The following is a 25770-nucleotide window of genomic DNA, read 5'->3' as shown; positions in this document are numbered from 1 at the left end:
GCTAGCCTCAAGACACAGACTATATCTGGTTTCTAGACATAGATTAGACCTGCCTATATTGTATCAAAAGGTTCTATCGCTTTACTGAATAGTCCATTACAGGTATGCATTAACTAATTTTATGTTTCGTGTACGTTAAAACTAACGATAGAAATAATAAACTGATGAAGCCAGAATCAATTATTCTGACAACGATTGCTCCATAATTTAAAAGCGGAGCATAGTCAATAAGCTGCCAAATCATTGCCACTACTAGCATTAATAAAACGAAGGAAGACCAAAACATGAACGTAGATCGCATCGGAATATGTACGTTTTTTCGTTGTTGAGATAAAGAACGGACGTACATGTAAATAATGATGGCGGTTATTCCAAGTAACGTACTACCGTGCTGCAAGAACTTATACAAAGGTATGGTGTATCCGTAAATGTTATACGTGCGAGCAAACACCGTAGGAAATTTAAGCACCATGTATCCATTTAGATGAGTAAAAGAATCCCACACTATGTGCGTGAGCATACCAAACAGTGCTGAATAGCTAAAGATGACTAGTTTCCAGACTCTACTGATGTTCCGTTTGGTAGTGTACGTATCTTGAGGAAATAATGGAAAATAATGAAGTAATGTATGTTGGATCAAAAAACGATAAATGAAATAAATGAGTATAACGAATGGCAAATTATAATAAAAGAATCCTGAAAAGGTGTGCCCAATCTCTCCACCAGGTTGGCCTCTTAAAAAGTATTCAAAGTCTGGAGCCATACTTCCTAAGATCATTGCAGAAAAATGAACGTATGTGCTTTTTTTAGAAAATGGCAGTATGACTGCCGGGTGTGCAAAGGTTAGCGGCATTCTTGTAAACTCCTAATGTGTGCATAGTGTTAAATGAAGACCATTTGTAATGGCTCTCATTTTTATAATAGATCTCTTTCTAATTTTAGAAAAGACTTTTGGTACGAAAAGGCTAATTATAAAGCGTTATTTTTGATCATTAACAGTAGAAATAGATTGTATGAAGGGGTAAGATAGTTTAAGAGGATGTGGAATAAAATTAAAAATAAGGTAAAAATAGTTTATTCTGCAATCTTTTTTGTCATTTTGTTGTTGTGTAAACCATTTTTTATCTTTCTCTACTCATTACCTAAAATGACAGGATATGTAGAAGAAGTATACATCCATCCAATGGCGAATGAAAAATCTATAGTTATCGTTAAAAACCTTTCTCAGTTTAAGAAGGAAGTTAGGCAAAATGGTTTTTTGAAAAAATTAGAAGAAAACGTACTTTTACAATAAACGTTTTTACTTTGAGAGGAGTACGACGACTTTTCGTACTCAAATATGATAAATGGGGGAATAAAAATGAATGCAGTTGATATTATACTAGTGAATGCCAAAGAGATTAGAAGAAGAAGTAAAAAGGTTTGGACAGCCATTCCTGAAGACAAGCTTCATTGGAAGCCAGATCGCGAAGCAATGAGCGCTTTAGAAATGGTGCGTCATGTATTAGAGTCTGAACATTACTATCACCTGGCTATTGTAAACAGGGGGAGCTTAATAGAATTCCATTCACCTTTTGAAAATAGACCGTTTCGTTCGGTTCAGGATGAATTAGCATTTGCAGACTCATACCATCAAGAGTTTCTAAATATGATTGGTGCGTTTTCTGAAGAGGAGTTAAGCACTATTCAAATTGATCGGTCAGATGTAGGCTATGTTCGGTCACTTGGCGATATGTTAATGCGAATTGGTTATCATGAATCTGTACATACGGGGCAACTTCTACAGTATCTACGAAGTATGGACGCTGATCGACCATGGGTTTGGGATTGAAAAGGAGTTTCAAGCGCTATGTGACCGTGTATAGTCCTTTTTATCACGTAAAAAAAAAGACTTCTTCCGAAGAAGGAGTCTTTTCTCTTCTATTAGATGAAAAATAAGCTAGCGATTGCAATGCCCGCAATAAAGCCGATAGCTAAACTATAAGCACCGCCGTAGAAGTAGCCTCCACCGCCGCCATAGTAACCTCCGCCACCGCCGCAGCCTCCACCGCAACCACAGCCACATCCGCCACCGAAAAAGCCGTATCCGTAGCCTCTTCTTGATTTTAATGGCTCAATGTACACTTTCTCACCTGATACTCTTGAAATGCGTCCGACGTGAACTTTTCCGCTACGATCGGTGATTTTAACGGTTTTACCTGTATAACGACGACATAATGAATGATAATCTCTAGTAGACAATAGCACTTACCCCTTTCGTGTTTCTACTATAGCGTATGAAAGATACTAGAAAGGGTTCTGTGCAAATCTCCTAATTTTCTCGTATTGCTAGGGAAAGTTAGGAGATTTTCTTATTTAACCGCACGAAAGATTGAGAATGAAAGGTAGGGAGCAAGTTCTTCGTGTCGCGCTAGGATGTCATAGATGGCTTGTGGAATAGGATGAGTAAGCGAAAAGTCTGTTCCGTTCTCGACCTGTTCTTCGAGATCTTCCTCATATGAAGGAGGGGTAAGGCTGGATGTTTTACGGAAGCCCGCTATTTGCAGCGCTCTTATCCATTCTTGTTCGGTAAGCATACGAGGAAAACGGTAAAAGGTTTGAAGCTCCTTGGTGATTTCCTCAGTTAAAGAGGGATTCTTTGTTGTTTCAATCGCGAGAAGTACTCCTCCAGGCTTCAGAACGCGATAATATTCAGCAAGCGAATATTCAGTGCGAGTAAACGTTGAGACGGATTCTGATAGAACGAGATGAAAGGACTCGTCTGGAAAGGAAAGGCGTTCCGCATTTTCAACGGTTGCCTGAAACGGAAGTCGATGGTGATGGAAGCGCTGGTTGGCTTTTTCGACCATCATTTCATTCGCATCACAGGCAGAAAGCTGTGAGGGAAAGTTAGAATGGATATAAGCGGCCGTTTGCCCTGTACCGCAGCCAACATCTAAGATCGCCGTTTGATCTGTAATGGTTTCCTGTGCTAATAAATAGGAAGTTAACGAAAGGCCTCCAGGGTGAGCACCGCCAACCCCCATTTGAGCAAGAAAATCTAAATACCCGAATTGTGTCATACATATACTCCTTTATTGTCACGATTTCTTTGTAGTATATGAAGAGAGGTTGCAAAGGGAGATTTTCTAAATTTTTCTTTTTATATAGGAATGAAGTATACGTCTTTTTTCTGAAAGTAAAGGTGAAAAATAATGGTTTTTATATACTAATAAAGTTTACAGAAAACGCAAAATCCTTTTTCTTCTTAATAAAATTAATTTTTCCATGTGAAAAACTTCAAAAAAAGTAATCCAAATGTTATATTAGGAAAGTTGTAAAAAACCTCAGGAGGGAAACACATGAAGAAAATGAAATACTTGATAGTAGCTGTGGGGCTAATGTTTGCGCTAGCTGCTTGTTCAGGGGAGCAAGAAACAGCATCAGGAAAAAAGACTGATTCAAAGGATGCTGTGAATGTTCATAAAGGACTATTTAACGTTGAGATTACAATTCCTGCCTCAATGTTTGAAGGACAAGATATTAATAAAGTAATAGACGAGGCGAAAAAAGAAGGCATTAAAAAAGTCACTAAAAATTCCGATGGATCTCTTACATACAAAATGACTAAATCTCAGCATGAAAAACTATTGAAGAGTCTAAACACTGACATTGAGAGTTCTCTTGTTGAAATGAAAACGAGCAAAGATTATACATCTATTCATGATGTAACCCACAATCAAAATTATACTGAATTAACGCTTTTGGTAGATAAACACAAATATGAAAATAGTATGGATGGATTTTCATTAGTAGCTCTTGGAATGAGTGGGATGATGTATCAACTGTATGACGGGAAAAATAACAAGGACATTCAAGTGAAGATTCATGTAAAAGACAAAAATACTAACGATGTATTTAAGACAGTCGTGTATCCTAATGATTTTGATAAAACGGAATAACGAAGAAGTATAAAACAAAAAGACGAGGAGCATCACAAGAATGATACTAAAAAAAACAATAGGATTACTAATAAGTAGTGTCGTTAGTATTGGATTATTAGCTGCGTGTAGCCAAGAGACAGAAAAGGTTTCTGTAAAAGAAGAAGGTACTAAGCAAAAAGAAGAAAAGCAAACGCCAAAACCTGTGGCGAAAAAGGAATCACCGCTTGGAGCTAGAAGTAATCCAATCCCCTTTCAAAAAACAGCTACGATAGAAGATGGTATTTACGATGACAACGGAGATTCGTATCCGATAAAATTTGATCTTACGATGGAGGGAATTATACGAGGAGAACAAGCATATCAAATGCTGAAAAAAATGAATGAATTTAATGAAGCACCTCCAGAAGGATATGAATATATGCTCGTAAAATCAAAAGTGAAATTTGTTGAATCTGAAACAAAGGATTTGGCTTTTAATATTGATGGGATTGTTAATTTTGCAGTGGTAAGTGAAAGTGGAGACATATATAGTGGAGACATTACGCCATCCACAGAACCTGAATTCAGCTTCGAAATGTATGTTGGGAACGAAAAAGAAGGATACATAGCGGGACTAGTAAAGAAAGGTGAAAAAGCACAGCTTCGATATCAAAAAAATCTTGATGGAGAAGTTTTCTTTAACTTACAGTAACACTTATATACAGATCAAAAAAAACGAAGCGCTCCCATGCGCTTCGTTTTTTTGCTATCCTCTATGGAACAGTCCTACTACCTCGACCGTTTCTGTAATGTTTACAAAAGCCTGCGGATCGACATCTTGAATAAGTCCTTTAATATTTGTCAGCTCATAGCGTGAAATAACCGTCATAAGAATTTTACGCTCGGTTTTTGAATAGGCTCCTTCACCATCCATCACCGTAATGCCTCGGTACACGCTGTCTAGAAGACGCTGTTTCATATCTTCACCTTTGCTTGTAATAATCATAAGCGTTAGTTTAATGTGACGCGTGTGCACAGCATCTACTACTTTACCTGTTACAAAGATCGATACAAGCGTGTAAAGTGCTGCGTCCCAGCCAAGGAAAAATCCTGAGATGATGACGACAATTCCGTTCATTGCACTTAAAATCGTTCCAATTGGCATATCACGTTTCATCGTTAAGAGAAGGCTCACAATATCAAATCCACCTGTACAAGCAGAGCTTCGTAACACGATTCCTACACCAATACCGGTTAGGACTCCGCCAAATACGCTTGAAATAATGACGTCGTGTGCAACAGCCTGAATCGGAATGACATAAAGGGCAATAGAGAGCACAACAACAGACAATATACTATATAAAATGAAGTCTCTTCCTAATTTAATGTAGCCAATAATCAAAAGAGGCAAGTTTAGTAAAAAGTTCATCAGTCCTGTATCAAGAGGAGAGAGAATTCCAATAATCATCGCAATCCCACTAATTCCGCTACTTAAAATGTTATGCGGGATTAAAAACCAATTGTATGCGACTGCAATGATAAGAGACCCTACTGTAACGCTAAAAAATCGAAGCATTTCCATCCATCCTTTACATCAATTTCAAGTGTTCGTTTCGGGAAGTCCTGCTTACAGCTTTGTGATATTGTGAGCAATAAGTCCCGATTTTTAAACCATATTTTTTTGTCATCATGACTTGTTTCATACAAAATCGTGTTCGTTTGTCGGATAAATATAATTATATTCGTTTTTATACAAAAACAAGAAAAAAAGATTATTCAGATTTTTTCTGAGATTTTATGAAATAATCTGAATAATAAAAAAGTCGTATAAACCTTGATATGAAAGGGATATTGTTCAACATTTTTAAGAATAAAGAGTGTGGTTTTGAAGGTGAAAATAAGAATAAAACGTTTGGATACACCTTTTGATAAAGGAATTTAAATTCATTTATTTGAATTTAAATTCAATTAGACGCAGCGAAAGGCGGGCAGATTAAATAATCAAGAGAAGGATTCAACGACATACTGACGAATTTTACAGAGAGTTTACGACAGGAAGGATGAATTTTGTGAATTTGAAGGAACAGCTTCGTCTCTTGAATGAAGAAGATGCTCTTTCGGATCAGTGCGATGAATTGATCGATCATATGCTTCATCACATTGGTTCAACGGATGCAGAGCTAAGAGACGAACTCATCTACGGAACGTTTGCACGCTTAATAAGAGGCGGACATTTAGAAAATTATCAACTTCAGCATATGTTAAAAACATGCTTGGATGATAACCACCTGTTTTATCATCTGAGTGAATCGTCTGGGGACGCTGTCTTTACGCGTTCCTTTTCCTCCCTCGTAATTTGTTTGCTGCTAGATCAAGATCATCAGGCACATTTCTTAACAAAACAAGAGATTCAAGAGATTACAGACAAAAGCATCCGGTACGTTAAAGAGGAAAAAGACACGAGGGGATACGTAGAAGAAAAGGGATGGGCTCACTCTATTGCTCACGGAGCTGACCTTCTTGCATCGATTGTTGAGCATCCGTCCTTTGAACTGACACGCTCAGAGGACATACTCTTGTGCATACAGAATGCCCTTTTTAAAGGTACTGTCTATACAGATGATGAGGATGAGAGGCTCATTGTAATTATTGAACGACTGCTGAAAAAGGGGTTAGAGGAAGCCATGCTTGAAAACTGGATCGCGTCCTTATTTCATCATCTTCATATACGTTGGGAGCAGGAAGCAAGATCGCTAGCTGCGTACCGCTTGAAAACGAGCGTGATGAATTTTGCTCGAACGCTGCACTTTCGGTTGCGTTTCTACGGAAAAGGGGAAGATGCACAGAAACAGATTGAGCAACAAATCAATCGTTGGTACAACAAAAAGGCCTAGAAAACTAGGCCTTTTTGTCATTCACGCGTGAATGCGAGTGGAAGTGGAATTAGTTTTTTTCACTTCTTCGGCTTTGGCTGCTCGTTTTCCCCACCATGTGGCGAGCAGCGGGCCGGAGATATTGTGCCACACGCTAAAGATCGCGCTCGGAACGGCTGCGGCCGGTGAGAAATGAGCGAGTGCAAGCGCAGCACCAAGACCTGAATTTTGCATCCCCACCTCAATCGAGATTGCTTTCTGACTAGGATAATCAAGGCGAAGAAATTTCGCTGCTAAAAAGCCGAGTAATAATCCAAAACCGTTATGTAAGATGACAATTAACATAATAAGTAATCCTGTTTTGGCAATTTGCGCAGAGTTAAGAGCAACAACAGCCCCTGCAACCGCAACAATTCCAACAACAGATACGAGCGGAAGTACAGTGACGCTCTTTTCCATCTGCTTTTTAAACAGCGCCTTGACTACAAGACCAAGGACAATCGGAACAAGGACAATTTCTAGAATGGATTGAAACATCGAGCTAGGTGATACCGGCAACCACTTGCTTGCTAAAAGCAATGTTAAAGTCGGGGTTAAAAAAGGCGCAATCAGTGTCGAAATAGATGTGACGGCAACGGACAGTGCAGTATTTCCTTTCGCTAAAAAAGTCATCACGTTTGATGCGGTACCTCCAGGACAGCAGCCGACTAAAATAACGCCAACGGCAGCTTGAGGCGGCAGGTTAAAAAGATTCGCCAGTGCGTACGCCACAAGTGGCATAATAATAAATTGGGCCAGAACGCCGATGATCACGCTCTTTGGTGTTTTTAGCAGTGCTTTAAAATCAGATAATGATAGTGTAAGACCCATCCCAAACATAATGATGCCCAACAAAATGGAGATATAAGGGGCAATCCATGTAAAAGCACTTGGGACAAAAAAACTGATGGTCGCAACCACTACGACCCAGATCGCAAACGTGTCTCCTGCAAATTTGCTTATTCTCTCTACTGTTTTCATTTCGTATAACTCCTTTTAAAAAAAGATGATGTTTTTCATTATAATAAAAATTCTAAATATTTCAATAATTATTTAGTCACTAAATTATTTGTTTTGGAACAAATTCACCAAAAGATCGGATCCTGAATAGCCTAACTAGGGAAAGAAACGGAATGTCAGGAGAGGTCAGGAGGAGAAGGAATGCCTGTATCACTTATATTTAACCAGATTAATGTCAACAGCGTCAGCATGAATTCCTCTGTTACGACAGGACAGAATAGCCAATACGATTGGACAACACAAGGAAAATATAATTTCGGAAACGGTCAAGAAATTGGAATGGTCTTTTCACAAGGCATTTTAAACGTCATCAACGATTGTGACGTATCAGATACACCGATTGCACAGCCAGAATTGAATAATCCACAGCCGAACGTTCAGTGTTAGCGTATTATGAATGTTAACATTCAGTTTGACAATATGAACGTAAACGTGGTAATAAATAATTCAGGTATTTTTACGGGATCAAATAAGCAGATTTACTGGCGAACGTTCCAAAAAAACAACTTTGGATTTGGTGTTACGATCGGGATTAAAAATGATTCCACTGGGATTATGAACGTCATCAACGATCAAGATATTATTGATACCCCCATTATTGAACTCGATAACAATGACGGATAGACGAAAAAGGATTGCGGGAAAAGATGCCTCTTTTCCACAATCCTTTTTTGTTAGTTCTCATCATCGTCTTCCTTTAGCTTTTTTGTTAAAAACTGCTGTAGCCATTCCGGAACGGCTTGTTCATCTGGGTCGTTAATCATATCGATAATATCCGAGTCGTTTAATAAAGAGCGAAGCCCTTGGATATCATTATGATCACCGCTAATATTTCCGAGCCCCTGATTATGTTTTTTATAGCTCGTGAAGTCTGTTAGCCAGTTGTTTCCAAAATTCACCGATGAAGCTCCTTCTACACTATTAATTCGTATGGAACCAATAAAAAATGTAGGAGTAGGGACGCTCATATTATTCCTCCTTCTTTTTTGGATTAAATGAGACGTTAAACCCTTTCTCATGAGGTTGGACTTGACGCAGCGCCTCGCCGGTATTTTCCTGCTTTTCTTCTTTCTTTTTATTTACGCTCACACCAAAATTGTTGCCCACATTTAAGGCACCGCTCACTTCTTCAATGTCAATTTCGTCTAAATGAAAGGACAGCTCTTTTAAGACAGGCTGATGAATGTCCACGTTTTGAATGTGAAAATGGTATTCGACCGGTCTTTTCTCTAATTGCTTTAGAAGAGATTCAAGATTTTCGAGCTTTTGATCAAGTGATTGCTGCATTTCTTCTAGTTCAACGGACCGCTGTTTTTTTCGACGTCTAAACAAATAGAATCACTCAGTTCTACGTTTTCTTCTTTTGATAGAACTCAATTTGATCATCATCCACGACCATGTGCTTTCCTTTTGTAATAGGATTATGATTTCCGAGAATCGCACCATATCCTTGATTAACTTTATGAGTGGCTTTAATACCAGTATGAATATTTTCTCCAGAAAAGATGCCAGAGTTGTTCATGATGCTTTCTACTTTAAAGTCGTTGAAGCGAATGTTAACCATTTGTCATCACCTCGCATTTTGAAGGGGTGTTATAGATGACAAGAGCCGCTCCGTTATTAGAGGACTCTCATCACCTTATCATCTTTTAATCTAGATCCTCATCTTCTATGTCTGCCTCAAACGAAATAGGGATGGTTTGTTTTTGAGGATCTTTTTGAACTCGAACCTCCAGTAAACCCGCTCGATACTTGGCGGTTACGCTACTTTCTAGATAATGAAAAGGGAGGCGGATGGAGCGTTCGAATTTCCCCGTATAGCGTTCTTGCATTGGCAGTTGTTTCTTTGGGTAAGGATAAGGATACGGAATTTCGCCTTGAATAATAAGGTTGTTGGATTCTAAGCGAATTTGAACGTCCGATGCAGACATCAGCCCGGGAATTTCCATGACGACAATTCCTTCCGTATCTGTTTGATACAAATCAATATTTGGAAAACGTTTTGGTAAAATATCGTGCAGGTCGTTCCAAAAGTGGCGTCCGAGAATATCCTCTACCTTGTCATTGAGAGAGCTCCAATCAAAGTTTTTATCATTTTTCATCGCTTTCCCTCCTTCAAATACACCTTGTTACAGCATATGTATGAGCCCAAGCAGTTTTAACCTAAAAAGAAAGAAAGTTCATCTAGAATCAAAAGTCTGAATGCATACGTCTTTATAGGTGAATAGAAAAGGGCAGTTGTCATCATCCAACAGCAAAATAATACAGTGGTGACTATATGTTCAAATTAAAAATGGTGAAAATAAGAACATGTTTATGGTTATTTTTTAAGAGCAACGGGTAAAGTGGGAAAAAAGGAGTTTTTTCGGGCTTATGGCAGGAGAAATATATTAGAATACAGTATAATTATAGAAAATAATAAATGATTAATTAGAAAAGAAAGGAAGGACATATCGATGGGTGACAAACGAACGTCAAGTGGATTTCTATTAAAACAGCGTGCATTTCTAAAACTTTATATGATTACAATGACAGAGCAGGACCGACTGTATGGATTGAAGCTTTTAGATGCGTTACGCGATGAGTTTCGACCATTCGGCTACAAGCCCAATCATTCGGAAGTGTATAAAGCGCTGCATGATTTAATTGAAGATGGTGTTCTGCAGCAGGTGAAGCGTAAAAAAGAAGGAATGAAGCTTCAAGAGGTTGTCTATTATCGCTTTCCTGACGGCGGATACGAAAAAGCACAGCTTTATAAGCGGCAGCTAAAAGTAGAACTTGAACGCTGCGAATCAATGATTAAAAAAGCGATCAGGGACAACTATGGTTATGTAGAAAGCGTCACAAATCCTTAATACATAAATAGCGAGGAACAATTTTCATGATGTGCTCAACTTTTTCAAGACGGTTCATGTCTTTAGAAAGACGAGAGTTATGGAATACAACAACCGTACGGGTAATATCACGTACGGTTTCTTCTGTGTGTTGAAAAAATTGTATAATTATCCCATTTTAGATAAAATGAGAAGGGAAGATCAAGGGGGGATTTTTTTGAAGAGAATCAGCCTGTTTGCTGCTTTATTTGCTGCTACTGGCATTGTTCTAATGGGGATCGCTTTCGCTTACCCTTACCCATCATTTTTAGAGCCTGGAATGCTGTTCGGATTTGCGTCTTTAGCACTTGGAGCGTGTTTAAGTTTTTGGGCGTTCATCAAAAAAGAACAGGGAACGATGAAGCTGTTTCCTGTTCTCGCGCTTGCAGTTGTTGCATTTGCCATTACATGGTTTGATCCGTTCTCTATTTTACGTATGCTTACGTGGCTAAAAAACTAATGAACGAGATGGGAAAAGAAGTTCCGAGGAGGATTATCTTTTCTCATCTAACCGTTTGTCATAGCAATAAAAAGGATGGTTCTTTCCGTGAAAGGACATCTCCCCTCTTAGCTCATATCCATTTCGCTCAAAAAACCGCTGCATCCCTTTATTTAATGAGTATGTATCAGCCTTCATGTAAGGAACGTTATGAGAGATGGCCAATTGCTCAGCGAACGCTAAAAGAGAGGAGGCCGTGCCTACACGACGCTCTCTCGGATCGACGAGCAGGCGATGAAATACATAAGCGGGATCATCACTATCCCAAGAAATCGGCTCGTATTCAGCAGCTTCATGTTGATCGACCGTAATCGACCCAATCACCTCACCGTTTTTTTCCTCGACGTACAACGATCCATTTCGGACATCTTGCTCAAATACTTGTTTCTGTGGATATTCGTTTGTCCATTGATCATTATGTTGTTTCTTCATAATGAAAAGGGTTTGTGTGACGATTTCCATAATGCGTGCGAGATCATGCATGGTTCCTTTGCGAATCATTTACACTTCCTCCAATCCATTGTTTTTTCTGTACCCATTTAAGACGGTATGAAAGGCCGATAGCTCCAGCCGCCAGACCAGAAATTAAGCCAATCCAATAGCCGAAAGCAGAAAGATCCGTATAGTTAGCCAATAAATAGCCAGCCGGAAGACCAATCACCCAGTACGAAATGAGGGCCATAATGAAGGTGAAGTTTACGTCTTTATAGCCCCGTAAAATCCCCTGAATCGGAGCTTGAACCGCATCAGAGAGTTGAAAAAACAAAGCGTAAATTAGAAAATGAGCGGTCAATTTTAGGACGCTCGTATCGTTTGTGTAAATGCCTGCCACCTGCTCTCGGAAGAAAAAGAGAATAAGCGCGCATACGAGTGACATCGTCACAGCAAATGAAATACCTAGCTTACTATAGCTTCTCGCATCTTCTTGTCGTTTTGCACCTGTCTCAAATCCGATGACGATCGTGAGTGCCATTGAAATGCTTAGTGGAATCATATACAGAAACGAAGCAAAATTCATCGCTGCTTGATGAGAGGCAATCGTATTCGTGTCATACGCGCTCATAAACAGCGTCACCGCCGCAAAAATGCTCGTTTCAAAAAAGATGGAAAGGCCAATGGGAACGCCAATTTTTAATATTTCCTTCCATGTAGAAAAAGCGATGGAAGAGAATGATTTGAACAGGCGATAATGAGAAAACGGGCTCTTTTTCCAAATAATAAAAGCAGCCAGAACTAAAATACACCAATAGGTAATGGCGGTCGCATAACCAGATCCAACGCCACCTAGTTTTGGAAATCCAAAATTACCGAATATAAGCAAATAGTTCAGAGCAATATTAATAGGCAGCGCAAAAAGCGTAATAAGCATCGTCGTTCTCGTTTGCCCAAGCGCATCAATGAAATTGCGAAGGACCGTGTAAATAAATAATGGGAAAATACCAAATGATAAAGCAATTAAGTACTCTTTGGCGATCCGCTGCACCTCGTGATCAAGCTTCATGCCAGCTAGAATAGGATCGAGTACAAAAAAGCCAATGACTACGATTAGAGCGGCCATCCCAACCGCCACATAGATACCTTGTATTACGGTAAAGGGAACCTTTTTCTTTTCGTTACTTCCTACAAGCTGGGCAATAATAGGCGTGATGCCCATTAAAATACCGCTTAATCCTGTAAAAACAGGGATCCATAGACTAGACCCAATAGCAACGCCTGCTAAGTCATGTTTATTAAAGTGCCCAGACATCGTCGTGTCAAAAAAGTTCATCGAGAACATGGCTAGCTGCGTAATTAAAATGGGAATTAAAATCATAAAAAGCTGTTTGATTTTTTGTGCGTTCGAAAACGTTTGCTTCATTGTTATCCCTCAATGTGTGTTAGACTTTATAACAAAAGCGATTATACCATGCTAAAATATGAAAAACTTACAAATCCGTTAATTTTTTGTACATAAGGAGCGAGATGAGATGGAATTAGGACTTCAAGGTAAAAGCGTATTAATTACAGGTGGATCAAAAGGAATTGGAAAATCGATTACAGAGAGCTTTTTAGCAGAAGGCGCGAACGTAGGAATTGCCGCACGCGGACAAGAATCACTTGATGAGATGAAGCAGCAGTACCCAAACATAAAAGCGTATCAAGTCGACGTTTCCAAAAAAGCAGAGCGTGAACAGCTTATTCAGCAATTTGTGCAAGATTTCGGACGCATTGATGTACTTGTAAACAACGCAGGTGGAAGTAATGGTAGTACGGCAATGGAAACGGATCTTGATACATTTGTAGAAGCGATGGAGCTGAACTACGTATCAGGCGTTCACCTCAGTCAGCTAGTGGTGAACGAAATGAAAGCTGCAGGAAGCGGAAGCATTATTAATATCACCTCTATTTTTGGTCGTGAGAGCGGCGGGAAAGTGACGTATAACAACGCAAAAGCGGCGATGATTAGCTTCACAAAATCGTTAGCTGATGAAGTGATTAAAGATGGAATTCGTGTCAACGGCGTCGCACCAGGAAGCATTCTTCATCCAACAGGCAACTGGATTAAGCGTGTAGAGGAGAATCCAGAAAAAATGAAGAAATTTGTGGCGGAGCAAATCCCTGCTGGACGTTTTGGCAAGCCAGAAGAAGTAGCAAACGTTGTGACGTTTTTAGCTTCTGACAAGGCGTCTTGGGTAGTAGGCGCTACATTGAACGTTGACGGTGGCCAATCACGCATGAATTTTTAAGACAAAAGGAGCTCGTTATGAGAGCTTCTTTTTCTGTCACAGTAGGCAATAAGACATTCCGTTTATGCGTATGATAAGGATGAAAAACAGAAAATTTCCAAAATAGTTTATTTTTTTGCTTTGTGCCAAACTAGGAAATACTAGGGTCTTGGAGTAGTGAGAAGCATAAAGACTATGATATAGTTTGTGTAGCAAGGTGAAAGTGAAAGGAAGGATTTAATTTGATTACGTTAAAAACCGAGCGCGAAATTGCGCTAATGCATGAAGCAGGAAAAGTACTCGCTGCTTGTCACCGCGAAATTGCAAAAATGATTGCACCAGGTGTGACAACAATGGAAATCGAGAAATTTGTAGAGAAATTTTTAAAAGAGCACGGAGCTACGCCTGAACAAAAAGGCTATCAGGGCTACAAATATGCAACTTGTGCATCCATTAATGATGAAGTATGCCACGGATTCCCTCGTAAAAAGCCGTTACAAGAGGGGGACATGGTAACGATCGATATGGTTGTAAACTTAAACGGCGCACTTGCTGACTCAGCATGGACGTATGCAGTTGGGAACGTGTCAGACGAAACGCAGCGTTTAATGGACGTAACGAAAGAAGCGCTATACAAAGGTATTGAAGCGTCTGTGATTGGAAATCGTGTCGGTGACATCGGTCACGTTATTCAGAAGTATGCTGAAGGTGAAGGCTATTCTGTTGTACGTGATTTTACTGGTCACGGCATTGGTTCATCTATCCATGAAGATCCATACGTACCTCACTACGGGCTTCCTGGAAAAGGAGCGCGCTTAAAAGAGGGAATGGTCTTTACGATTGAACCAATGATCAACACGGGATCATATAAAAGCAAAATGGATAAAAACGGTTGGACAGCTCGTACAATTGATGGCGGCTGGTCTGCACAGTATGAGCACACGATTGCGATTACAAAAGAAGGTCCAATCATTTTAACAGCACAATAATCCAAAAAGGCACTGCTTATTTTTAAGCAGTGCCTTTTTTATTACCCAATATTCTTCTTTACGGTACGCTTGATTCCTGTATCTTCCACAATCGCATCCGCTGTTAGCTGTCCTGATAGTGTAACCATTGGGACACCTCCGCCTGGGTGAGTGGAGCCGCCAACAAAGTACAGGTTGCTTAGTAATTTGCTTCTGTTTGCGATGCGGAAGCCGCCGTTTTTCTTGCGATCTGCTGCGACACCGTAAATCGAGCCGCCGTTAGCTCCGTATAAATCCTTGAGCGTATTTGGGGTAAATTGGTGCTCAAATTCAATACTAGAAGACAGATTTGTCACGCCCATTCGCTCAAGCTTCGCTAAAACAAGCTCGCGGTAGCCTTCTGTAAACTGTGACCAGTCCTGTCCTTCTTTTAAAGGCGGAACGTGTGTCAAAACGAATAGATTTTCTTTTCCGACCGGTGAGTGTGTTCCGTCCGATTTTGCGGAAATACCGATATAAATCGTCGGATCATCCGCAGGCTTTCCTTCGTTAAAGATTTGATGGAACTCGCGCTCTGGATCACGAGAGAAGAAAAAGTTATGGTGAGCCAGGTGATCATAGGTCCGGTTCACCCCGAGCAGCATGACTAAACCTGAAACAGATGGGATGAATTTCTCCATTTCGTTGACGGTTTTATGTGCACCGACAATTTTATTTAATAATGTTTTATGAGCAGGAATCGCTTCTAAATTCGATACGATAATATCAGCATGAAGCACATCACCAGACTCTAATACAACGCCTGTTGCTTTTTTCTCCGTCGCCAAAATTTCTTTTACAGGTGTATTCAGACGAACTTCAACTCCAAGCTCATCTAATAATTGGCCAATACCTTCTGCAATCTTGTACATGCCACCGTCTACATAGTAAATGCCAAGACCGAGCTGTACGTGTGCAAGCTGTGATAAAATCGCTGGAGCATGATATGGTGACGAGCCAACATACATCACAAGGAAATTAAACAGCTGGCGAAGGTGCTTGCTCTCAAAGAACTTTCGAGTGGCCATGTCCATCGATTTCGTTGGATCCATCGTCAGAAGTTCCTTTAAGGAATGCATCGTGCGCAGGTCATTTAGACCGCTAATGCTTTTACTATAAAAGCTCTTCATGCTGTATTCGTACATGCGGCTGCAGTACGCTAAATAATCAAAGAAGCCGTTCGCATCCTTTTCAGAAAGCCCGCGAATTTCATCAAGCATTGTCGGGAGATCGCTGCTCACATCAATTACTTTTCCATCTTCAAAAAACGTTCGCCACTGCGGCTCAATGCGCTCGATCGTCATGTAGTTGTTAATGTTTCGTCCAGCGCTATCAAATAGCTTTTCTAGTACCCATGGCATCGTTAAAATGGATGGGCCTGTATCAAACGTAAATCCATTGCCTTTGCGAATATTCAGCTTCCCGCCAATACGTTCTCCTTTTTCTAATACCGTTACATCAAATCCGTCCACAGCAAGACGAACTGCCGTTGACAAACCTCCTAAACCAGCTCCGATAACAATAACTTTCTTTGACATACCATCTCTCCTTATGAAATTCATATTTTTTGACTACACTAGTCCAGAAGACTAACACCGTTAATAGGGAAGGAACCGATGAGCGTGAATAACGATCAAAGTACAGCAGAAATCATGATGAAAAGAGCTCGACAGGCACACACCGGATGGAAAATGTCCACATTAGCTACGCGCTTACGCTACGTGAAAAAACTGCGAGAGCGGCTTTTAAAGGACATTGACGAATGGGTAGAAGCCATACATGAAGCAACGTTTCGTCATAAGGTAGATATTTTAACAGGCGATTTATTAGCCACAATTGATGCGCTCTCTTATTACGAGAAAAACGCTGAAGCTATGTTAGCACCTAAAAAACGATCTACTCCGCTTACTTTTTGGGGTAATCATTCCTATATTCAATACGATTCCTTAGGCGTAGTCTTACTATTTGCGCCTTGGAACTACCCGCTTCAGCTTTCCATTCTTCCCCTTATTTCAGCTTTCATAACCGGGAATACAATTATTTTAAAGATGAGTGAACGGCTCCCGAAGATAGCTGAAAAGGTCGCAATGCTTCTTTCTGAGCTAAATCTTCCAGAAGGAGTAATTCAAGTTACGTGGGGTGATAAAGGAATAGGAGAGCAGCTCATTGAGCAGGGGCCCAATAAAATCTTTTTTACAGGTAGCGAAGGAGTAGGGAAGGAGATTTTAAAACGAGCTGCTCCGCTACTCATTCCGTGTGACTTAGAGCTCAGTGGAAAAGACCCAATGATTGTGCTAGCAGATGCCAACATTGAGCGTGCCGCTAGGGCTGCTGTGTGGGGAAGCTTTATGAACAGTGGACAAGTGTGTGTCAGCATTGAGCGTGTGTATGTTCACGAGTCGATTCTTGAGACGTTTGTTGAAAAGGTGAAGACGTATACGGAAGAAATGGAAGAGTTCATGGGAGGAATGACGACGATTGAAGGCTTTAACGAAGCGCTACGGCAGGTGAGGCAGGCGCTTGATCAAGGAGCTAAGCTCGTTTGTGGAACGCTTGATCAGCTGTATCCACACTGGTCACCCGTTGTTTTAACAAACGCCAATCATACGATGACGATTATGAAAAGTGAAACATTTGCGCCTGTTATGCCGATTATGACGTTCTCGACGGTGGAAGAAGCTATTCGACTGGCGAACGACTCGAAATATGGACTAAATGCTAGCGTATTTACGCGAAATATTAAAGCCGCAGAAGACATTGTGTCTGCTCTTGAAACCGGAAATTGTTTTATTAACGACGTTGTTCGTAATATCTCAAACATGCATCTTCCGTTTGGTGGAAGCAAGAAAAGTGGTTTCGGTCGGTATCACGGACCCGAGGGATTATATACGTTTTGTAATGTAAAAGCCATCATGTCAGGAAAAGGGAGCCGCAACCGAGAAATGAACTGGTATCCCTATAAAAAAGACACGATTTCAATTTTGTCTACCTACATGAAATGGTTTCATCGATAAGGAAGGTGTTAAAAATGAACTGGATTGTAAGTGGTTTGGCCGTCATATTAGGAATGAGTCTAATCTGGAGAATTTCGTATATTAAACGAACATCTTTGCAGAAAGGGCGAAATGCCGTTTCTGTTATTATTCCCGCACGTAACGAGGAGAAAAACATTGAACAGCTGCTACAATCGCTCCTTTCTCAGTGGTCAGACGCACTTGAAATCATCGTAATGGATGATCACTCCGATGACAGAACAGCAGAGATTGCCAATTATTACGGAGCAAGAGTGATATCGGTACCTGATTTACCGAACGGATGGCTTGGGAAGTCGTGGGCGTGCTGGAACGGAGCGCTAGCGGCACAGGGAGAACATCTTCTCTTTTTAGATGCAGACATTATTGTAGATGAAGGAGGACTTCAAAAGCTTCTCAACGCCTATTCGACCGAAAAAGGGTGGCTATCGGTCCAGCCCTATCACCGTGTAGAGAACTGGTATGAGTATGGATCAGCGTTTTTTAATTTAATTACGATGATCTCGATGCGCCCAAAATTTATGCCAAACGGGGAGTCGTCGATGGGCGCATTCGGTCAGTGCCTGCTTTGTTCTAAATCTGCCTACTTTTACTATGGTGGTCATGACGTCATTAAGCAGGAAATTGTGGAAAACATGGCGCTCGGGCAGCACGTTGTTCGTCACGGCGGGAAAATTCGCTGTATCAGTGGAAAAGGAACCATTTCAATGAGAATGTACCCCGATGGCTTTCGTACGTTAGTAAACGGGTGGTCGAAGAGCTTCGCTTCTGGAGCAGCGGCGACGAATCCTTATGATTTGTTGTTAATCAGCACGTGGATTACAGGTAGTATGACCATTGCGATCAAGCTGTTTCAAGCATCAGGAGAGGGGCTGTATGTGTTACTGGCACTATACGGATTGCTGTTTCTGCAGTTTCGCTGGTCCCTCAGTAAGATCGGAAGCTTTGGCTGGTTCACCGCTTTCTTATTTCCCGTCCACATTCTCTTTTTTACGATCGTTTTTACGTACTCACTGTTTTGTATGACGATTTTAAAAAAGGTGTCATGGAAGGGCAGAGATATTGTGGTAAAAGGAGGGAAGGATTCTTGATTGAACTCTCCCCAGTTTGGAGCATTATCGTCAATGCAGGAACATGGCTTTTCGTGCACCTTGGGATTTCCTATGGATGTGCAAAGCTGCCGATCCGCTTCTTTATGAGAAACGGGTCGGTATACAAAGAGAGAGGCTGGGAACAAAATGGTCGCCTATACGACAAGCTACGTATAAAAAAGTGGAAGGATCGTCTTCCAGAAGCAGGGGGCTTATTTAAAGGAGGGAAGGCAAAGCGTTCCCTCGGTGATATGGGGCATAACCTACTGCTTTTTTTGTGCGAAACGAGGCGTGCAGAGTTTGCTCACCTTCTATGTATCCCACCGAGCCTTCTCTTTTTTCTGTGGAATCCAGCTTTTATCGGTATGATGATGGTAGTGTATGCACTGATTGCTAATGTTCCTTTTATTATGGTTCAGCGGTACAATCGCATTCGCTTACACCGAATCATTGGAGACAGCGCAACTTCTAGCGAAAAACAGGTGACGCCTCTTATCAGAGTGGACGAATGACGGCGCGAACCGGACTTCCGTCAGCATCGATAATATTTAACGGTAGCGCGATCAGCTCATAATCACCAGGCGCCACATGATCAAGCCAGGCATTTTCTAAAATATGTACACCGTTATCAAACAGAGCGTAATGAACAAGCATCTCTTTGCTCTCTAAATGATCAACGGACGCTGTATCAATCCCTAAAAGTACGACGCCCTGCTCCTTCAACCACGAACCAATTCGTGGATCAAGCTCAGTAACGTGATCAGGAAAGCGGTTGGGGTCCGTTTGCGGTTTCGTTTTCAGTAAAAGGCGCGGTGGAAGTGGTAGATAGTCAGCTAGCAGCTCTGTCGTCACACAACTTACTTCTGATACGTCGATCACTCTTGCAGTTCCGATATAAACAGAGACATCGAGCGCTCCCACACGTTTGCCCTCTGAATCAAAATGAAACGGCGCATCAATATGCGTACCCGTATGAATGCTCATTGAAATTTTCCCGACGTTTACCGATCCGCTTTCCTCTTTTGGCCAAACGACCTCATATGAAAACGGGGTATCACCTGACCATGTGGCCACTTTTTCGGTAAGCGGATGTGAGATATCTATCCATGTCATAACAAATTCCTCCATGTTTTTCTTCATTTTAACATAGTGGATATTTGAAATTTAAAAATAATCAAAAAAATGTTTGCATAATCTTTGAAACGCCGTATAATAGTAAAAAAACATAGTGATCGGTGAAGAAGAGAGTAGTACAGGTGATTTTAAAAGCGAGTTGGGGATGGTGAAAGCCCAATGAAAAAAGCTTGTACGAAGCGCACTTCTGAGATGTTACCTGAAAAAAAGTAGGGCTAACCGGAAAAGATTCCGTTATCAGATGAGTGGTTCAAATATGAACAACTAGAGTGGTACCGCGGAAAAAAAGCATTTCGTCTCTAACGTAGAGATGAAGTGCTTTTTTTATTGATCTCTAGCCAATACACATAAAAAGGATGAGATGAACGTGGATCAATTTGCTGTTGTAGAATATTTAACGAAGTCACTAAACGGAACGGTTGAAAAGGAACAAATTATCAAACTGCTTGAAATACCAAAGCATGCCTCTTTAGGAGATTACGCCTTCCCGTGTTTTCAGTTAGCGAAGATGCTACGAAAGTCACCTGCGCTGATTGCAAAAGAGCTAGAAGGAGAAAATGAGCAATTTGAACGAATTGAAGCAAACGGTCCGTACGTAAACTTCTTCTTTCAAAAAGAAAAAGCAAGCGGACAAATTATTAAAACCGTGCTAGAAGAAGGGTCACAATATGGCAGTCTCCATATTGGAAAGAATGAAGCAATTGTGCTCGATATGTCTTCACCCAATATCGCCAAGCCTTTTTCAATGGGGCATTTACGCTCTACCGTTATTGGAAATTCGCTCTCCAACATTGTGGAGAAGTGTGGCTATCAAGCTGTGAAGATTAATTACATTGGGGACTGGGGAACGCAGTTTGGGAAGCTGATCGTTGCGTATAAAAAGTGGGGATCAGAAGAAAACGTACGAAAAGCACCGATAGAAGAACTATTTAAGCTGTACGTTCAATTTCATGATGAAGCAGAGAAAGACGAATCGCTAAATGAACAGGCGCGGGAGACCTTTTTAAAGCTTGAACAAGGGGACGAGGGGATAACAGCTCTTTGGAAATGGTTCCGTGAAGAGTCGCTTAGCGAGTTTGAAAAAATTTATGACCTGCTTGGAGTGGCGTTTGATTCGTATAACGGAGAGTCTTACTACAACGATAAAATGCAGGCCGTCATTGCAAAGCTAGAAGAAAAAGAGCTGCTTGTAAAATCAGACGGTGCAGATGTGGTTGAAGTGGATGGCTTGCCTCCTTGCCTCATTCGTAAATCAGACGGTGCTACGCTATATGCAACCCGTGATTTAACCGCTGCGCTTGATCGGTACGAAACGTATCACTTTGCAAAAGCCCTTTATGTTGTTGGATATGAGCAAAGCGTCCATTTTACGCAGGTGTTCAACGTGCTCGGTCAGCTTGGATATGAATGGGCAAAAGAGCTTACGCACGTTCCATTTGGCTTGATTTTAAAAGACGGAAAAAAAATGTCCACACGTAAAGGAAAGGTCGTTTTATTAGAGGAAGTACTGAAGCAATCCATTGAGCTAGCAAAGCAAAATATCAATGAGAAAAATCCAGATCTCCCAAATAAAGAAGAAGTTGCAACGCAGGTGGGCGTGGGGGCGGTTATTTTTCACGACTTAAAAAATGACCGTAAAAACAGCATTGAATTTTCCTTAGATGACATGCTTCGAATTGAAGGTGAAACAGGACCTTATGTGCAATACACGCATGCTCGTGCTTGCTCATTGTTAACGAAGGCTGGAGTTGATTTAACCGCTAGTACTGAACAGGGAGTAGAAGACGAGGAAGGATGGGAAGTAGCCAAACTGCTTTCGCAATTTCCATCGGTGATCGAGCGATCCTTTCAGCACTATGATCCATCACAAATTGGTAAATACGTACTTGATTTGTCACAAGCGTTCAATAAATATTACGGCAAAGTGAAAATTTTAGAAGAGAATGAAGGAAAGATTGCTCGTCTTACGCTTGTAAAGGCAGTTACAATCGTATTAAAAGAAGGATTGCGTCTACTAGGCGTTCAGGCCCCGGAAGCGATGTAAATGTCGTACCTTTTTCTAGGCGTTTGCATATAGTGATTAAAAACCTAGAAGGAGCGAGCGATATGCCAGCGATCGTAGGAGCCGTAACGATTCAAAGTATTGATGCAGGAACAGCAGGAGCACAGTTCGGAGATATTTTTAAATTATCACCAAAGGTTACTGCTAAAACCCACGCAGGATCAGGGTCCTTTAACACCGGAAACTTTATGGATATTACGACAAAGCGAAGCAATACAAATACGCTTGATATGGACGTAAATGACCAAGGCAATTTCTTAAACGCGTAAAAGGCTGTCCTATTTTAAAGGGATCATGCATAAAGTAAATAAAGTCACCTACGAGCGAATGTCTTCTTCACTGAAGGCATTCGTTTTTCTATCGTCTTATTTTAAGCGGAGAAAATGCACATAGCGCGGAAGTTTCTCTTGTTCATTTTGCTTAAGGTTTTGTTTTGGTACAGAGGGGGTACTACATAAAGGGGAGAACGCACGAATCGTATGAGAAAGTGAACATTTTGTGAACGAATGTAACTATTTAAAATAGGTAAATAGTTACATTTTAAAGGGCGATACGTAAAAGGAAGGCAATAAAACGCCCGGCTTGCATATACTGCGAAGGTGTCATTCTCTAGGCCCTGCTTGGTCTAATCGCTGTATCGCAAAACGGGAAAGTGAGAAGCAATCATCAATTAAAAGCATCACCAGAAAATATTTGACTTTTAATTTTATAGAGTTAAAATGTGAAAGTAACATGTTGATGTGCTTCTCAATCGTAATCATTTGGTTGAGAAGTTTTCTTTATTCAGAGGCCATCTAAAACTATATATTTGTTATATTAAGAGGTGAAAACATGAAACAAGTGTCATCAAAAAGCCGAGCGCTGCTTGGTTCAAGCATAGGCTTTTTCATACTTGCAGTTGTGTTATTCTGGATCAAAACGTATACTGCTTATCGAATTGAATTTAACTTAGGTATTGAAAATTTCATGCAGAAGTTTTTACTATTTCTTAATCCACTCAGCTCCGCTATCTTTTTCTTAGCGTTTGCGCTATTAGCAAAAGGAAGAAAGCAGCTTGGATTACTAGTAGGAATTAACTTCGTACTATCATTTGTTCTATATTCAAACATCGTTTATTACCGATTCTTTAATGACTTCATCACCTTGCCGACGTTAACACAAACAGATAACTTCGGTAAAATGGGTGACAGTGTGTTAGCACTAATGCATTTATCTGACGTATTTTATTTCTCAGATACGATTATTTTACTTGCACTTATTTTATTTAAAGTGGCAAAACCAAAAGAGAAGAAGCTTAACCGACGTGCAATTGTCACTGTGTTTACAACAGCCGTTTTAGTATTCAGCGTTAACCTTGCGTTAGCGGAAACGGATCGTCCACAGTTATTAACACGTACGTTTGACCGTAACTACTTGGTGAAATATCTAGGTGCTTACAACTATACGGTATATGATGCGATTCAAAGTTCCAAATCATCTGCACAGCGTGCGCTTGCAGACAGCAGTGACGTGGCTGAAGTGAAGAACTATACGCGTGCTAACTACGCGAAGCCAAACCCTGAGTATTTTGGAAAAGAAAAAGGGAAAAACGTTATTTTCGTATCGTTAGAGTCTCTGCAAAACTTTATGATCAACTATAAGCTGAATGGTCAGGAAGTTACGCCATTCTTAAATTCATTAACAAAAGACAAAAATACGATGTATTTTGATAACTTCTACCATCAAACAGGTCAAGGGAAAACATCTGACGCTGAGTTCATGATGGAGAATTCAATGTTCCCTCTACCACAAGGGTCTGTTTTCTCAACGAAAGGTCAAAATACGTATCAAGCATCACCGGGTATCTTAAAAACAAAAGGGTACACATCAGCAGTATTTCACGGGAATTATAAAACATTCTGGAATCGTGATGAAATGTACAAACAATTTGGTTATGACAAGTTCTTTGATGCGAACTATTACGACATGAACGCAAAAGATACGCTGAACTACGGGTTAAAAGATAAGCCGTTCTTTAAAGAGTCAATGCCGTATCTAAAAGATCTGAAGCAGCCGTTCTATACGAAGTTCATTTCTTTATCTAACCATTTCCCATATCCGTTAGATGAGGAAGACAAAACAATTCAACCGGCCAATACAGGCGATACATCTGTCGATCAGTATTTCCAAACAGCGCGTTATATGGACGAAGCGTTGAAACAGTTCTTTGATGATCTGAAGAAATCTGGTTTATATGACAACAGTGTAATCGTTATGTACGGTGACCATTATGGTATCTCTGAAAACCATAAGAAGGCGATGGCGAAAATCCTAGGCAAAGATAAAATCACGCCTTACGATCAAGCACAGCTACAAAAAGTACCATTGTTCATTACTGGACCTGGCCTAAAAGGCGGGGTAAACCACACGTATGGTGGTCAAGTAGACGTTCGACCAACACTTATGCACTTATTAGGTGTTGATACGAAGGATTACATCCAGTTTGGTACAGACTTACTATCAAAAGAACATCAACAAATCGTTCCGTTCCGTAACGGTGATGTAATGACACCAGAAGCTTCAATCATTGGAAGTAAGTATTACAACACGAAAACGGGCGAACAAATTCCTGAGAAGGAAGCAGGTCAATATAAGAAATATGAAAACATTGCCGAGAAGAAATTAAATCTATCAGACAAAGTGGTTTATGGCGATCTACTGCGCTTTTACAAGCCGGACGGATTCAAAAAAATCAACCCATCTGACTATGACTACAATTTCAACAAAGCAGACAAAAAGTAAGGAGGGGGGATCATCCCCTTCCTTACTTTTTTTGTTGTCTTGAGTAACGAGTAATTCCCTTGCATACTATAGGGGGGTATGGTAAATTAGATGTAAGGAGGGCTGCCTTAATGTCAGAAAATCATGAAGAAATGATGAATGCAGGAGAAAGCTGTCATTCTGCGCGTAAAAGTCATCATTCAGAAGAAACGAAGAAAAATCTTGTGACGCGCTTAAATCGAATTGAAGGACAAATCCGAGGGGTCAAAGGTTTAATTGAGCGAGATACGTACTGTGACGATGTGATCACACAGATCTCCGCCATTCAATCTGCGCTAAACGGAGTATCCAAAATTCTATTAGAAGGTCATATGAGAAACTGTGTAGTTGAGCGTATTCAGGACGGGGAATTAGAAGTTGTAGACGAATTACTTGTCACAATGCAGCGCCTTATGAAAAAATAAAAGAAGTCATCATTTTTGATAATAAAAGGAGAGAGTGAAATGGAAAACGTAACGTTACAAGTACAAGGAATGTCTTGTGGTCATTGTGTAAAAGCTGTAGAAGGTAGTGTAGGAGAGCTAGCAGGCGTATCGAACGTCACTGTACACCTTGAATCAGGGAAAGTGGATGTAGCATACGATGCAGCCAAAGTAAGTCTTGATACAATCAAAGAAACGATTGATGATCAAGGCTATGATGTAGTATAAAACGAAAGGCGTGCTAACCGGTTAGCACGCTCTCTTTAACGAACAAATATACCCTACATAGGT

At 40.5% G+C, this 25770-nt stretch carries 32 protein-coding genes and 1 other annotated feature; of the genes, 19 read left to right on the top strand and 13 right to left on the bottom strand.

Features of this window, described 5'->3' with window-relative positions; translation table 11 throughout:
* Positions 1-109: 109 nt before the first annotated feature.
* Entirely contained in the window at positions 110-853 is a 744-nt protein-coding gene (locus tag IE339_RS15880) for a DUF4184 family protein (RefSeq protein ID WP_242169099.1), read from the bottom strand.
* A gap of 186 nt (positions 854-1039) precedes the next feature.
* On the opposite strand from IE339_RS15880, the gene IE339_RS15875 reads away from it, so the two are divergent.
* Positions 1040-1294, top strand: a complete 255-nt coding sequence (locus IE339_RS15875; RefSeq protein WP_242169096.1) for a hypothetical protein — start codon at positions 1040-1042, stop codon at positions 1292-1294.
* A gap of 66 nt (positions 1295-1360) precedes the next feature.
* Positions 1361-1831 (top strand): DinB family protein, encoded by a 471-nt coding sequence (locus IE339_RS15870; RefSeq protein ID WP_242169094.1) that lies wholly within the window; start codon positions 1361-1363, stop codon positions 1829-1831.
* Between the two features lie 92 nt (positions 1832-1923).
* Here IE339_RS15870 and IE339_RS15865 read toward each other — a convergent pair whose 3' ends face one another.
* Together IE339_RS15865 and IE339_RS15860 are read right to left on the bottom strand one after the other, a co-directional pair.
* Positions 1924-2241, bottom strand: coding sequence for a hypothetical protein (locus IE339_RS15865; RefSeq protein WP_242169092.1), 318 nt, complete (start codon positions 2239-2241; stop codon positions 1924-1926).
* 110 nt (positions 2242-2351) lie between these two features.
* On the bottom strand, positions 2352-3062 hold the full coding sequence (locus IE339_RS15860) for a class I SAM-dependent methyltransferase (RefSeq protein WP_242169090.1): 711 nt from the start codon (positions 3060-3062) through the stop codon (positions 2352-2354).
* 279 nt (positions 3063-3341) lie between these two features.
* Between IE339_RS15860 and IE339_RS15855 the strand changes: the two genes are divergently transcribed.
* A complete protein-coding gene (locus tag IE339_RS15855; RefSeq protein ID WP_242169088.1) occupies positions 3342-3941 on the top strand; it encodes a hypothetical protein in 600 nt (199 codons plus the stop codon).
* A 40-nt stretch (positions 3942-3981) separates the two neighbouring features.
* Positions 3982-4614 (top strand): hypothetical protein, encoded by a 633-nt coding sequence (locus IE339_RS15850; RefSeq protein ID WP_242169086.1) that lies wholly within the window; start codon positions 3982-3984, stop codon positions 4612-4614.
* A 54-nt stretch (positions 4615-4668) separates the two neighbouring features.
* On the opposite strand, the gene IE339_RS15845 is transcribed toward IE339_RS15850, so the two are convergent.
* The gene (locus IE339_RS15845; RefSeq protein ID WP_242169084.1) at positions 4669-5478 is read right to left on the bottom strand and encodes a YitT family protein; all 810 of its coding nucleotides are present in this window, start codon (positions 5476-5478) and stop codon (positions 4669-4671) included.
* Positions 5479-5971: 493 nt separating this feature from the next.
* Between IE339_RS15845 and IE339_RS15840 the strand changes: the two genes are divergently transcribed.
* Positions 5972-6796, top strand: coding sequence for a DUF2785 domain-containing protein (locus tag IE339_RS15840; protein ID WP_242169082.1), 825 nt, complete (start codon positions 5972-5974; stop codon positions 6794-6796).
* Between the two features lie 21 nt (positions 6797-6817).
* Here IE339_RS15840 and IE339_RS15835 read toward each other — a convergent pair whose 3' ends face one another.
* Positions 6818-7795: a bile acid:sodium symporter family protein gene (locus IE339_RS15835; RefSeq protein WP_242169080.1), complete on the bottom strand. Its 978-nt coding sequence runs from the start codon at positions 7793-7795 to the stop codon at positions 6818-6820.
* A gap of 180 nt (positions 7796-7975) precedes the next feature.
* Here IE339_RS15835 and IE339_RS15830 point away from each other — a divergent pair, with 180 nt between their 5' ends.
* Together IE339_RS15830 and IE339_RS15825 are read left to right on the top strand one after the other, a co-directional pair.
* On the top strand, positions 7976-8221 hold the full coding sequence (locus tag IE339_RS15830; protein ID WP_242169078.1) for a hypothetical protein: 246 nt from the start codon (positions 7976-7978) through the stop codon (positions 8219-8221).
* Positions 8222-8227: 6 nt separating this feature from the next.
* The gene (locus tag IE339_RS15825) at positions 8228-8458 is read left to right on the top strand and encodes a hypothetical protein (protein WP_242169075.1); all 231 of its coding nucleotides are present in this window, start codon (positions 8228-8230) and stop codon (positions 8456-8458) included.
* 50 nt (positions 8459-8508) lie between these two features.
* On the opposite strand, the gene IE339_RS15820 is transcribed toward IE339_RS15825, so the two are convergent.
* From IE339_RS15820 to IE339_RS15805, 4 genes are all read right to left on the bottom strand, one after another.
* Positions 8509-8802, bottom strand: a complete 294-nt coding sequence (locus IE339_RS15820) for a hypothetical protein (protein WP_242169073.1) — start codon at positions 8800-8802, stop codon at positions 8509-8511.
* A gap of 1 nt (position 8803) precedes the next feature.
* Positions 8804-9166, bottom strand: coding sequence for a hypothetical protein (locus IE339_RS15815; RefSeq protein ID WP_242169071.1), 363 nt, complete (start codon positions 9164-9166; stop codon positions 8804-8806).
* A 16-nt stretch (positions 9167-9182) separates the two neighbouring features.
* Entirely contained in the window at positions 9183-9398 is a 216-nt protein-coding gene (locus IE339_RS15810; RefSeq protein ID WP_242169069.1) for a hypothetical protein, read from the bottom strand.
* Between the two features lie 85 nt (positions 9399-9483).
* A complete protein-coding gene (locus IE339_RS15805) occupies positions 9484-9936 on the bottom strand; it encodes an Hsp20/alpha crystallin family protein (protein WP_242169068.1) in 453 nt (150 codons plus the stop codon).
* A 354-nt stretch (positions 9937-10290) separates the two neighbouring features.
* Between IE339_RS15805 and IE339_RS15800 the strand changes: the two genes are divergently transcribed.
* Entirely contained in the window at positions 10291-10689 is a 399-nt protein-coding gene (locus tag IE339_RS15800) for a replication termination protein (RefSeq protein WP_242169066.1), read from the top strand.
* Between the two features lie 196 nt (positions 10690-10885).
* Positions 10886-11167, top strand: a complete 282-nt coding sequence (locus tag IE339_RS15795) for a hypothetical protein (protein ID WP_242169064.1) — start codon at positions 10886-10888, stop codon at positions 11165-11167.
* Positions 11168-11200: 33 nt separating this feature from the next.
* Here the strand turns inward: IE339_RS15795 and IE339_RS15790 are convergent, their stop codons facing one another.
* Together IE339_RS15790 and IE339_RS15785 are read right to left on the bottom strand one after the other, a co-directional pair.
* Entirely contained in the window at positions 11201-11707 is a 507-nt protein-coding gene (locus IE339_RS15790) for a GNAT family N-acetyltransferase (protein WP_242169062.1), read from the bottom strand.
* A complete protein-coding gene (locus IE339_RS15785; RefSeq protein ID WP_242169060.1) occupies positions 11682-13064 on the bottom strand; it encodes an MATE family efflux transporter in 1383 nt (460 codons plus the stop codon). The genes IE339_RS15790 and IE339_RS15785 overlap by 26 nt, the downstream gene beginning before the upstream one ends.
* 109 nt (positions 13065-13173) lie before the next feature.
* Between IE339_RS15785 and IE339_RS15780 the strand changes: the two genes are divergently transcribed.
* Together IE339_RS15780 and map are read left to right on the top strand one after the other, a co-directional pair.
* Positions 13174-13932, top strand: a complete 759-nt coding sequence (locus IE339_RS15780; protein ID WP_242169058.1) for an SDR family NAD(P)-dependent oxidoreductase — start codon at positions 13174-13176, stop codon at positions 13930-13932.
* Positions 13933-14153: 221 nt separating this feature from the next.
* Positions 14154-14900: a type I methionyl aminopeptidase gene (gene map, locus IE339_RS15775; RefSeq protein WP_242169057.1), complete on the top strand. Its 747-nt coding sequence runs from the start codon at positions 14154-14156 to the stop codon at positions 14898-14900.
* 41 nt (positions 14901-14941) lie between these two features.
* On the opposite strand, the gene IE339_RS15770 is transcribed toward map, so the two are convergent.
* Complete coding sequence (locus IE339_RS15770) at positions 14942-16456, bottom strand: phytoene desaturase family protein (protein WP_242169055.1); 1515 nt, start codon at positions 16454-16456, stop codon at positions 14942-14944.
* Positions 16457-16534: 78 nt separating this feature from the next.
* Between IE339_RS15770 and IE339_RS15765 the strand changes: the two genes are divergently transcribed.
* Genes IE339_RS15765 through IE339_RS15755 form a run of 3 tightly spaced genes read left to right on the top strand, consistent with a single transcriptional unit; the run spans position 16535 to position 19553 of the window.
* The gene (locus tag IE339_RS15765; protein ID WP_242169052.1) at positions 16535-17932 is read left to right on the top strand and encodes an aldehyde dehydrogenase family protein; all 1398 of its coding nucleotides are present in this window, start codon (positions 16535-16537) and stop codon (positions 17930-17932) included.
* A 14-nt stretch (positions 17933-17946) separates the two neighbouring features.
* Positions 17947-19041 carry a glycosyltransferase family 2 protein gene (locus IE339_RS15760; protein WP_242169050.1) on the top strand — a complete coding sequence of 365 codons (1095 nt, stop codon included), beginning with the start codon at positions 17947-17949 and terminating at the stop codon, positions 19039-19041.
* Complete coding sequence (locus tag IE339_RS15755) at positions 19038-19553, top strand: glycosyl-4,4'-diaponeurosporenoate acyltransferase CrtO family protein (RefSeq protein WP_242169048.1); 516 nt, start codon at positions 19038-19040, stop codon at positions 19551-19553. Before IE339_RS15760 ends, IE339_RS15755 begins: the two co-directional genes overlap by 4 nt.
* Here IE339_RS15755 and kynB read toward each other — a convergent pair.
* Complete coding sequence (gene kynB / locus IE339_RS15750; protein WP_397428611.1) at positions 19537-20154, bottom strand: arylformamidase; 618 nt, start codon at positions 20152-20154, stop codon at positions 19537-19539. The genes IE339_RS15755 and kynB overlap by 17 nt on opposite strands.
* Positions 20155-20267: 113 nt before the next feature.
* Positions 20268-20479: a binding site (T-box leader), on the top strand.
* Between the two features lie 57 nt (positions 20480-20536).
* Between kynB and argS the strand changes: the two genes are divergently transcribed.
* The 5 genes from argS to copZ all read left to right on the top strand — a co-directional run bounded on the left by argS (position 20537) and on the right by copZ (position 25707).
* Positions 20537-22219 carry an arginine--tRNA ligase gene (gene argS, locus IE339_RS15745; protein ID WP_242169046.1) on the top strand — a complete coding sequence of 561 codons (1683 nt, stop codon included), beginning with the start codon at positions 20537-20539 and terminating at the stop codon, positions 22217-22219.
* Between the two features lie 62 nt (positions 22220-22281).
* On the top strand, positions 22282-22506 hold the full coding sequence (locus IE339_RS15740; protein ID WP_242169045.1) for a spore germination protein: 225 nt from the start codon (positions 22282-22284) through the stop codon (positions 22504-22506).
* Between the two features lie 562 nt (positions 22507-23068).
* Positions 23069-25018 (top strand): lipoteichoic acid synthase, encoded by a 1950-nt coding sequence (locus IE339_RS15735; protein WP_242169044.1) that lies wholly within the window; start codon positions 23069-23071, stop codon positions 25016-25018.
* A 110-nt stretch (positions 25019-25128) separates the two neighbouring features.
* On the top strand, positions 25129-25461 hold the full coding sequence (locus IE339_RS15730; RefSeq protein WP_242169043.1) for a metal-sensitive transcriptional regulator: 333 nt from the start codon (positions 25129-25131) through the stop codon (positions 25459-25461).
* Positions 25462-25500: 39 nt separating this feature from the next.
* Positions 25501-25707, top strand: a complete 207-nt coding sequence (gene copZ / locus IE339_RS15725; protein ID WP_242169042.1) for a copper chaperone CopZ — start codon at positions 25501-25503, stop codon at positions 25705-25707.
* Positions 25708-25770: the final 63 nt, after the last annotated feature.

The sequence above is a fragment of the Priestia koreensis genome (assembly GCF_022646885.1).
Taxonomy (GTDB): Bacteria; Bacillota; Bacilli; order Bacillales; family Bacillaceae_H; genus Bacillus_AG; species Bacillus_AG koreensis_A.
Note: the sequence above shows the minus strand (reverse complement) of the source record. Positions and strands in the feature narration are given on the sequence as shown.

Coding starts and splice junctions, on each gene's coding strand:
- IE339_RS15880 (WP_242169099.1), bottom strand. CDS start 853: ATGCCGCTAACCTTTGCACACCCGGCAGTCATACTGCCATTTTCTAAA.
- IE339_RS15875 (WP_242169096.1), top strand. CDS start 1,040: ATGTGGAATAAAATTAAAAATAAGGTAAAAATAGTTTATTCTGCAATC.
- IE339_RS15870 (WP_242169094.1), top strand. CDS start 1,361: ATGAATGCAGTTGATATTATACTAGTGAATGCCAAAGAGATTAGAAGA.
- IE339_RS15860 (WP_242169090.1), bottom strand. CDS start 3,062: ATGACACAATTCGGGTATTTAGATTTTCTTGCTCAAATGGGGGTTGGC.
- IE339_RS15855 (WP_242169088.1), top strand. CDS start 3,342: ATGAAGAAAATGAAATACTTGATAGTAGCTGTGGGGCTAATGTTTGCG.
- IE339_RS15850 (WP_242169086.1), top strand. CDS start 3,982: ATGATACTAAAAAAAACAATAGGATTACTAATAAGTAGTGTCGTTAGT.
- IE339_RS15845 (WP_242169084.1), bottom strand. CDS start 5,478: ATGCTTCGATTTTTTAGCGTTACAGTAGGGTCTCTTATCATTGCAGTC.
- IE339_RS15835 (WP_242169080.1), bottom strand. CDS start 7,795: ATGAAAACAGTAGAGAGAATAAGCAAATTTGCAGGAGACACGTTTGCG.
- IE339_RS15830 (WP_242169078.1), top strand. CDS start 7,976: ATGCCTGTATCACTTATATTTAACCAGATTAATGTCAACAGCGTCAGC.
- IE339_RS15825 (WP_242169075.1), top strand. CDS start 8,228: ATGAATGTTAACATTCAGTTTGACAATATGAACGTAAACGTGGTAATA.
- IE339_RS15820 (WP_242169073.1), bottom strand. CDS start 8,802: ATGAGCGTCCCTACTCCTACATTTTTTATTGGTTCCATACGAATTAAT.
- IE339_RS15810 (WP_242169069.1), bottom strand. CDS start 9,398: ATGGTTAACATTCGCTTCAACGACTTTAAAGTAGAAAGCATCATGAAC.
- IE339_RS15805 (WP_242169068.1), bottom strand. CDS start 9,936: ATGAAAAATGATAAAAACTTTGATTGGAGCTCTCTCAATGACAAGGTA.
- IE339_RS15800 (WP_242169066.1), top strand. CDS start 10,291: ATGGGTGACAAACGAACGTCAAGTGGATTTCTATTAAAACAGCGTGCA.
- IE339_RS15790 (WP_242169062.1), bottom strand. CDS start 11,707: ATGATTCGCAAAGGAACCATGCATGATCTCGCACGCATTATGGAAATC.
- IE339_RS15785 (WP_242169060.1), bottom strand. CDS start 13,064: ATGAAGCAAACGTTTTCGAACGCACAAAAAATCAAACAGCTTTTTATG.
- IE339_RS15780 (WP_242169058.1), top strand. CDS start 13,174: ATGGAATTAGGACTTCAAGGTAAAAGCGTATTAATTACAGGTGGATCA.
- IE339_RS15770 (WP_242169055.1), bottom strand. CDS start 16,456: ATGTCAAAGAAAGTTATTGTTATCGGAGCTGGTTTAGGAGGTTTGTCA.
- IE339_RS15765 (WP_242169052.1), top strand. CDS start 16,535: ATGAGCGTGAATAACGATCAAAGTACAGCAGAAATCATGATGAAAAGA.
- IE339_RS15760 (WP_242169050.1), top strand. CDS start 17,947: ATGAACTGGATTGTAAGTGGTTTGGCCGTCATATTAGGAATGAGTCTA.
- kynB (WP_397428611.1), bottom strand. CDS start 20,154: ATGACATGGATAGATATCTCACATCCGCTTACCGAAAAAGTGGCCACA.
- argS (WP_242169046.1), top strand. CDS start 20,537: ATGAACGTGGATCAATTTGCTGTTGTAGAATATTTAACGAAGTCACTA.
- IE339_RS15740 (WP_242169045.1), top strand. CDS start 22,282: ATGCCAGCGATCGTAGGAGCCGTAACGATTCAAAGTATTGATGCAGGA.
- IE339_RS15735 (WP_242169044.1), top strand. CDS start 23,069: ATGAAACAAGTGTCATCAAAAAGCCGAGCGCTGCTTGGTTCAAGCATA.
- IE339_RS15730 (WP_242169043.1), top strand. CDS start 25,129: ATGTCAGAAAATCATGAAGAAATGATGAATGCAGGAGAAAGCTGTCAT.
- copZ (WP_242169042.1), top strand. CDS start 25,501: ATGGAAAACGTAACGTTACAAGTACAAGGAATGTCTTGTGGTCATTGT.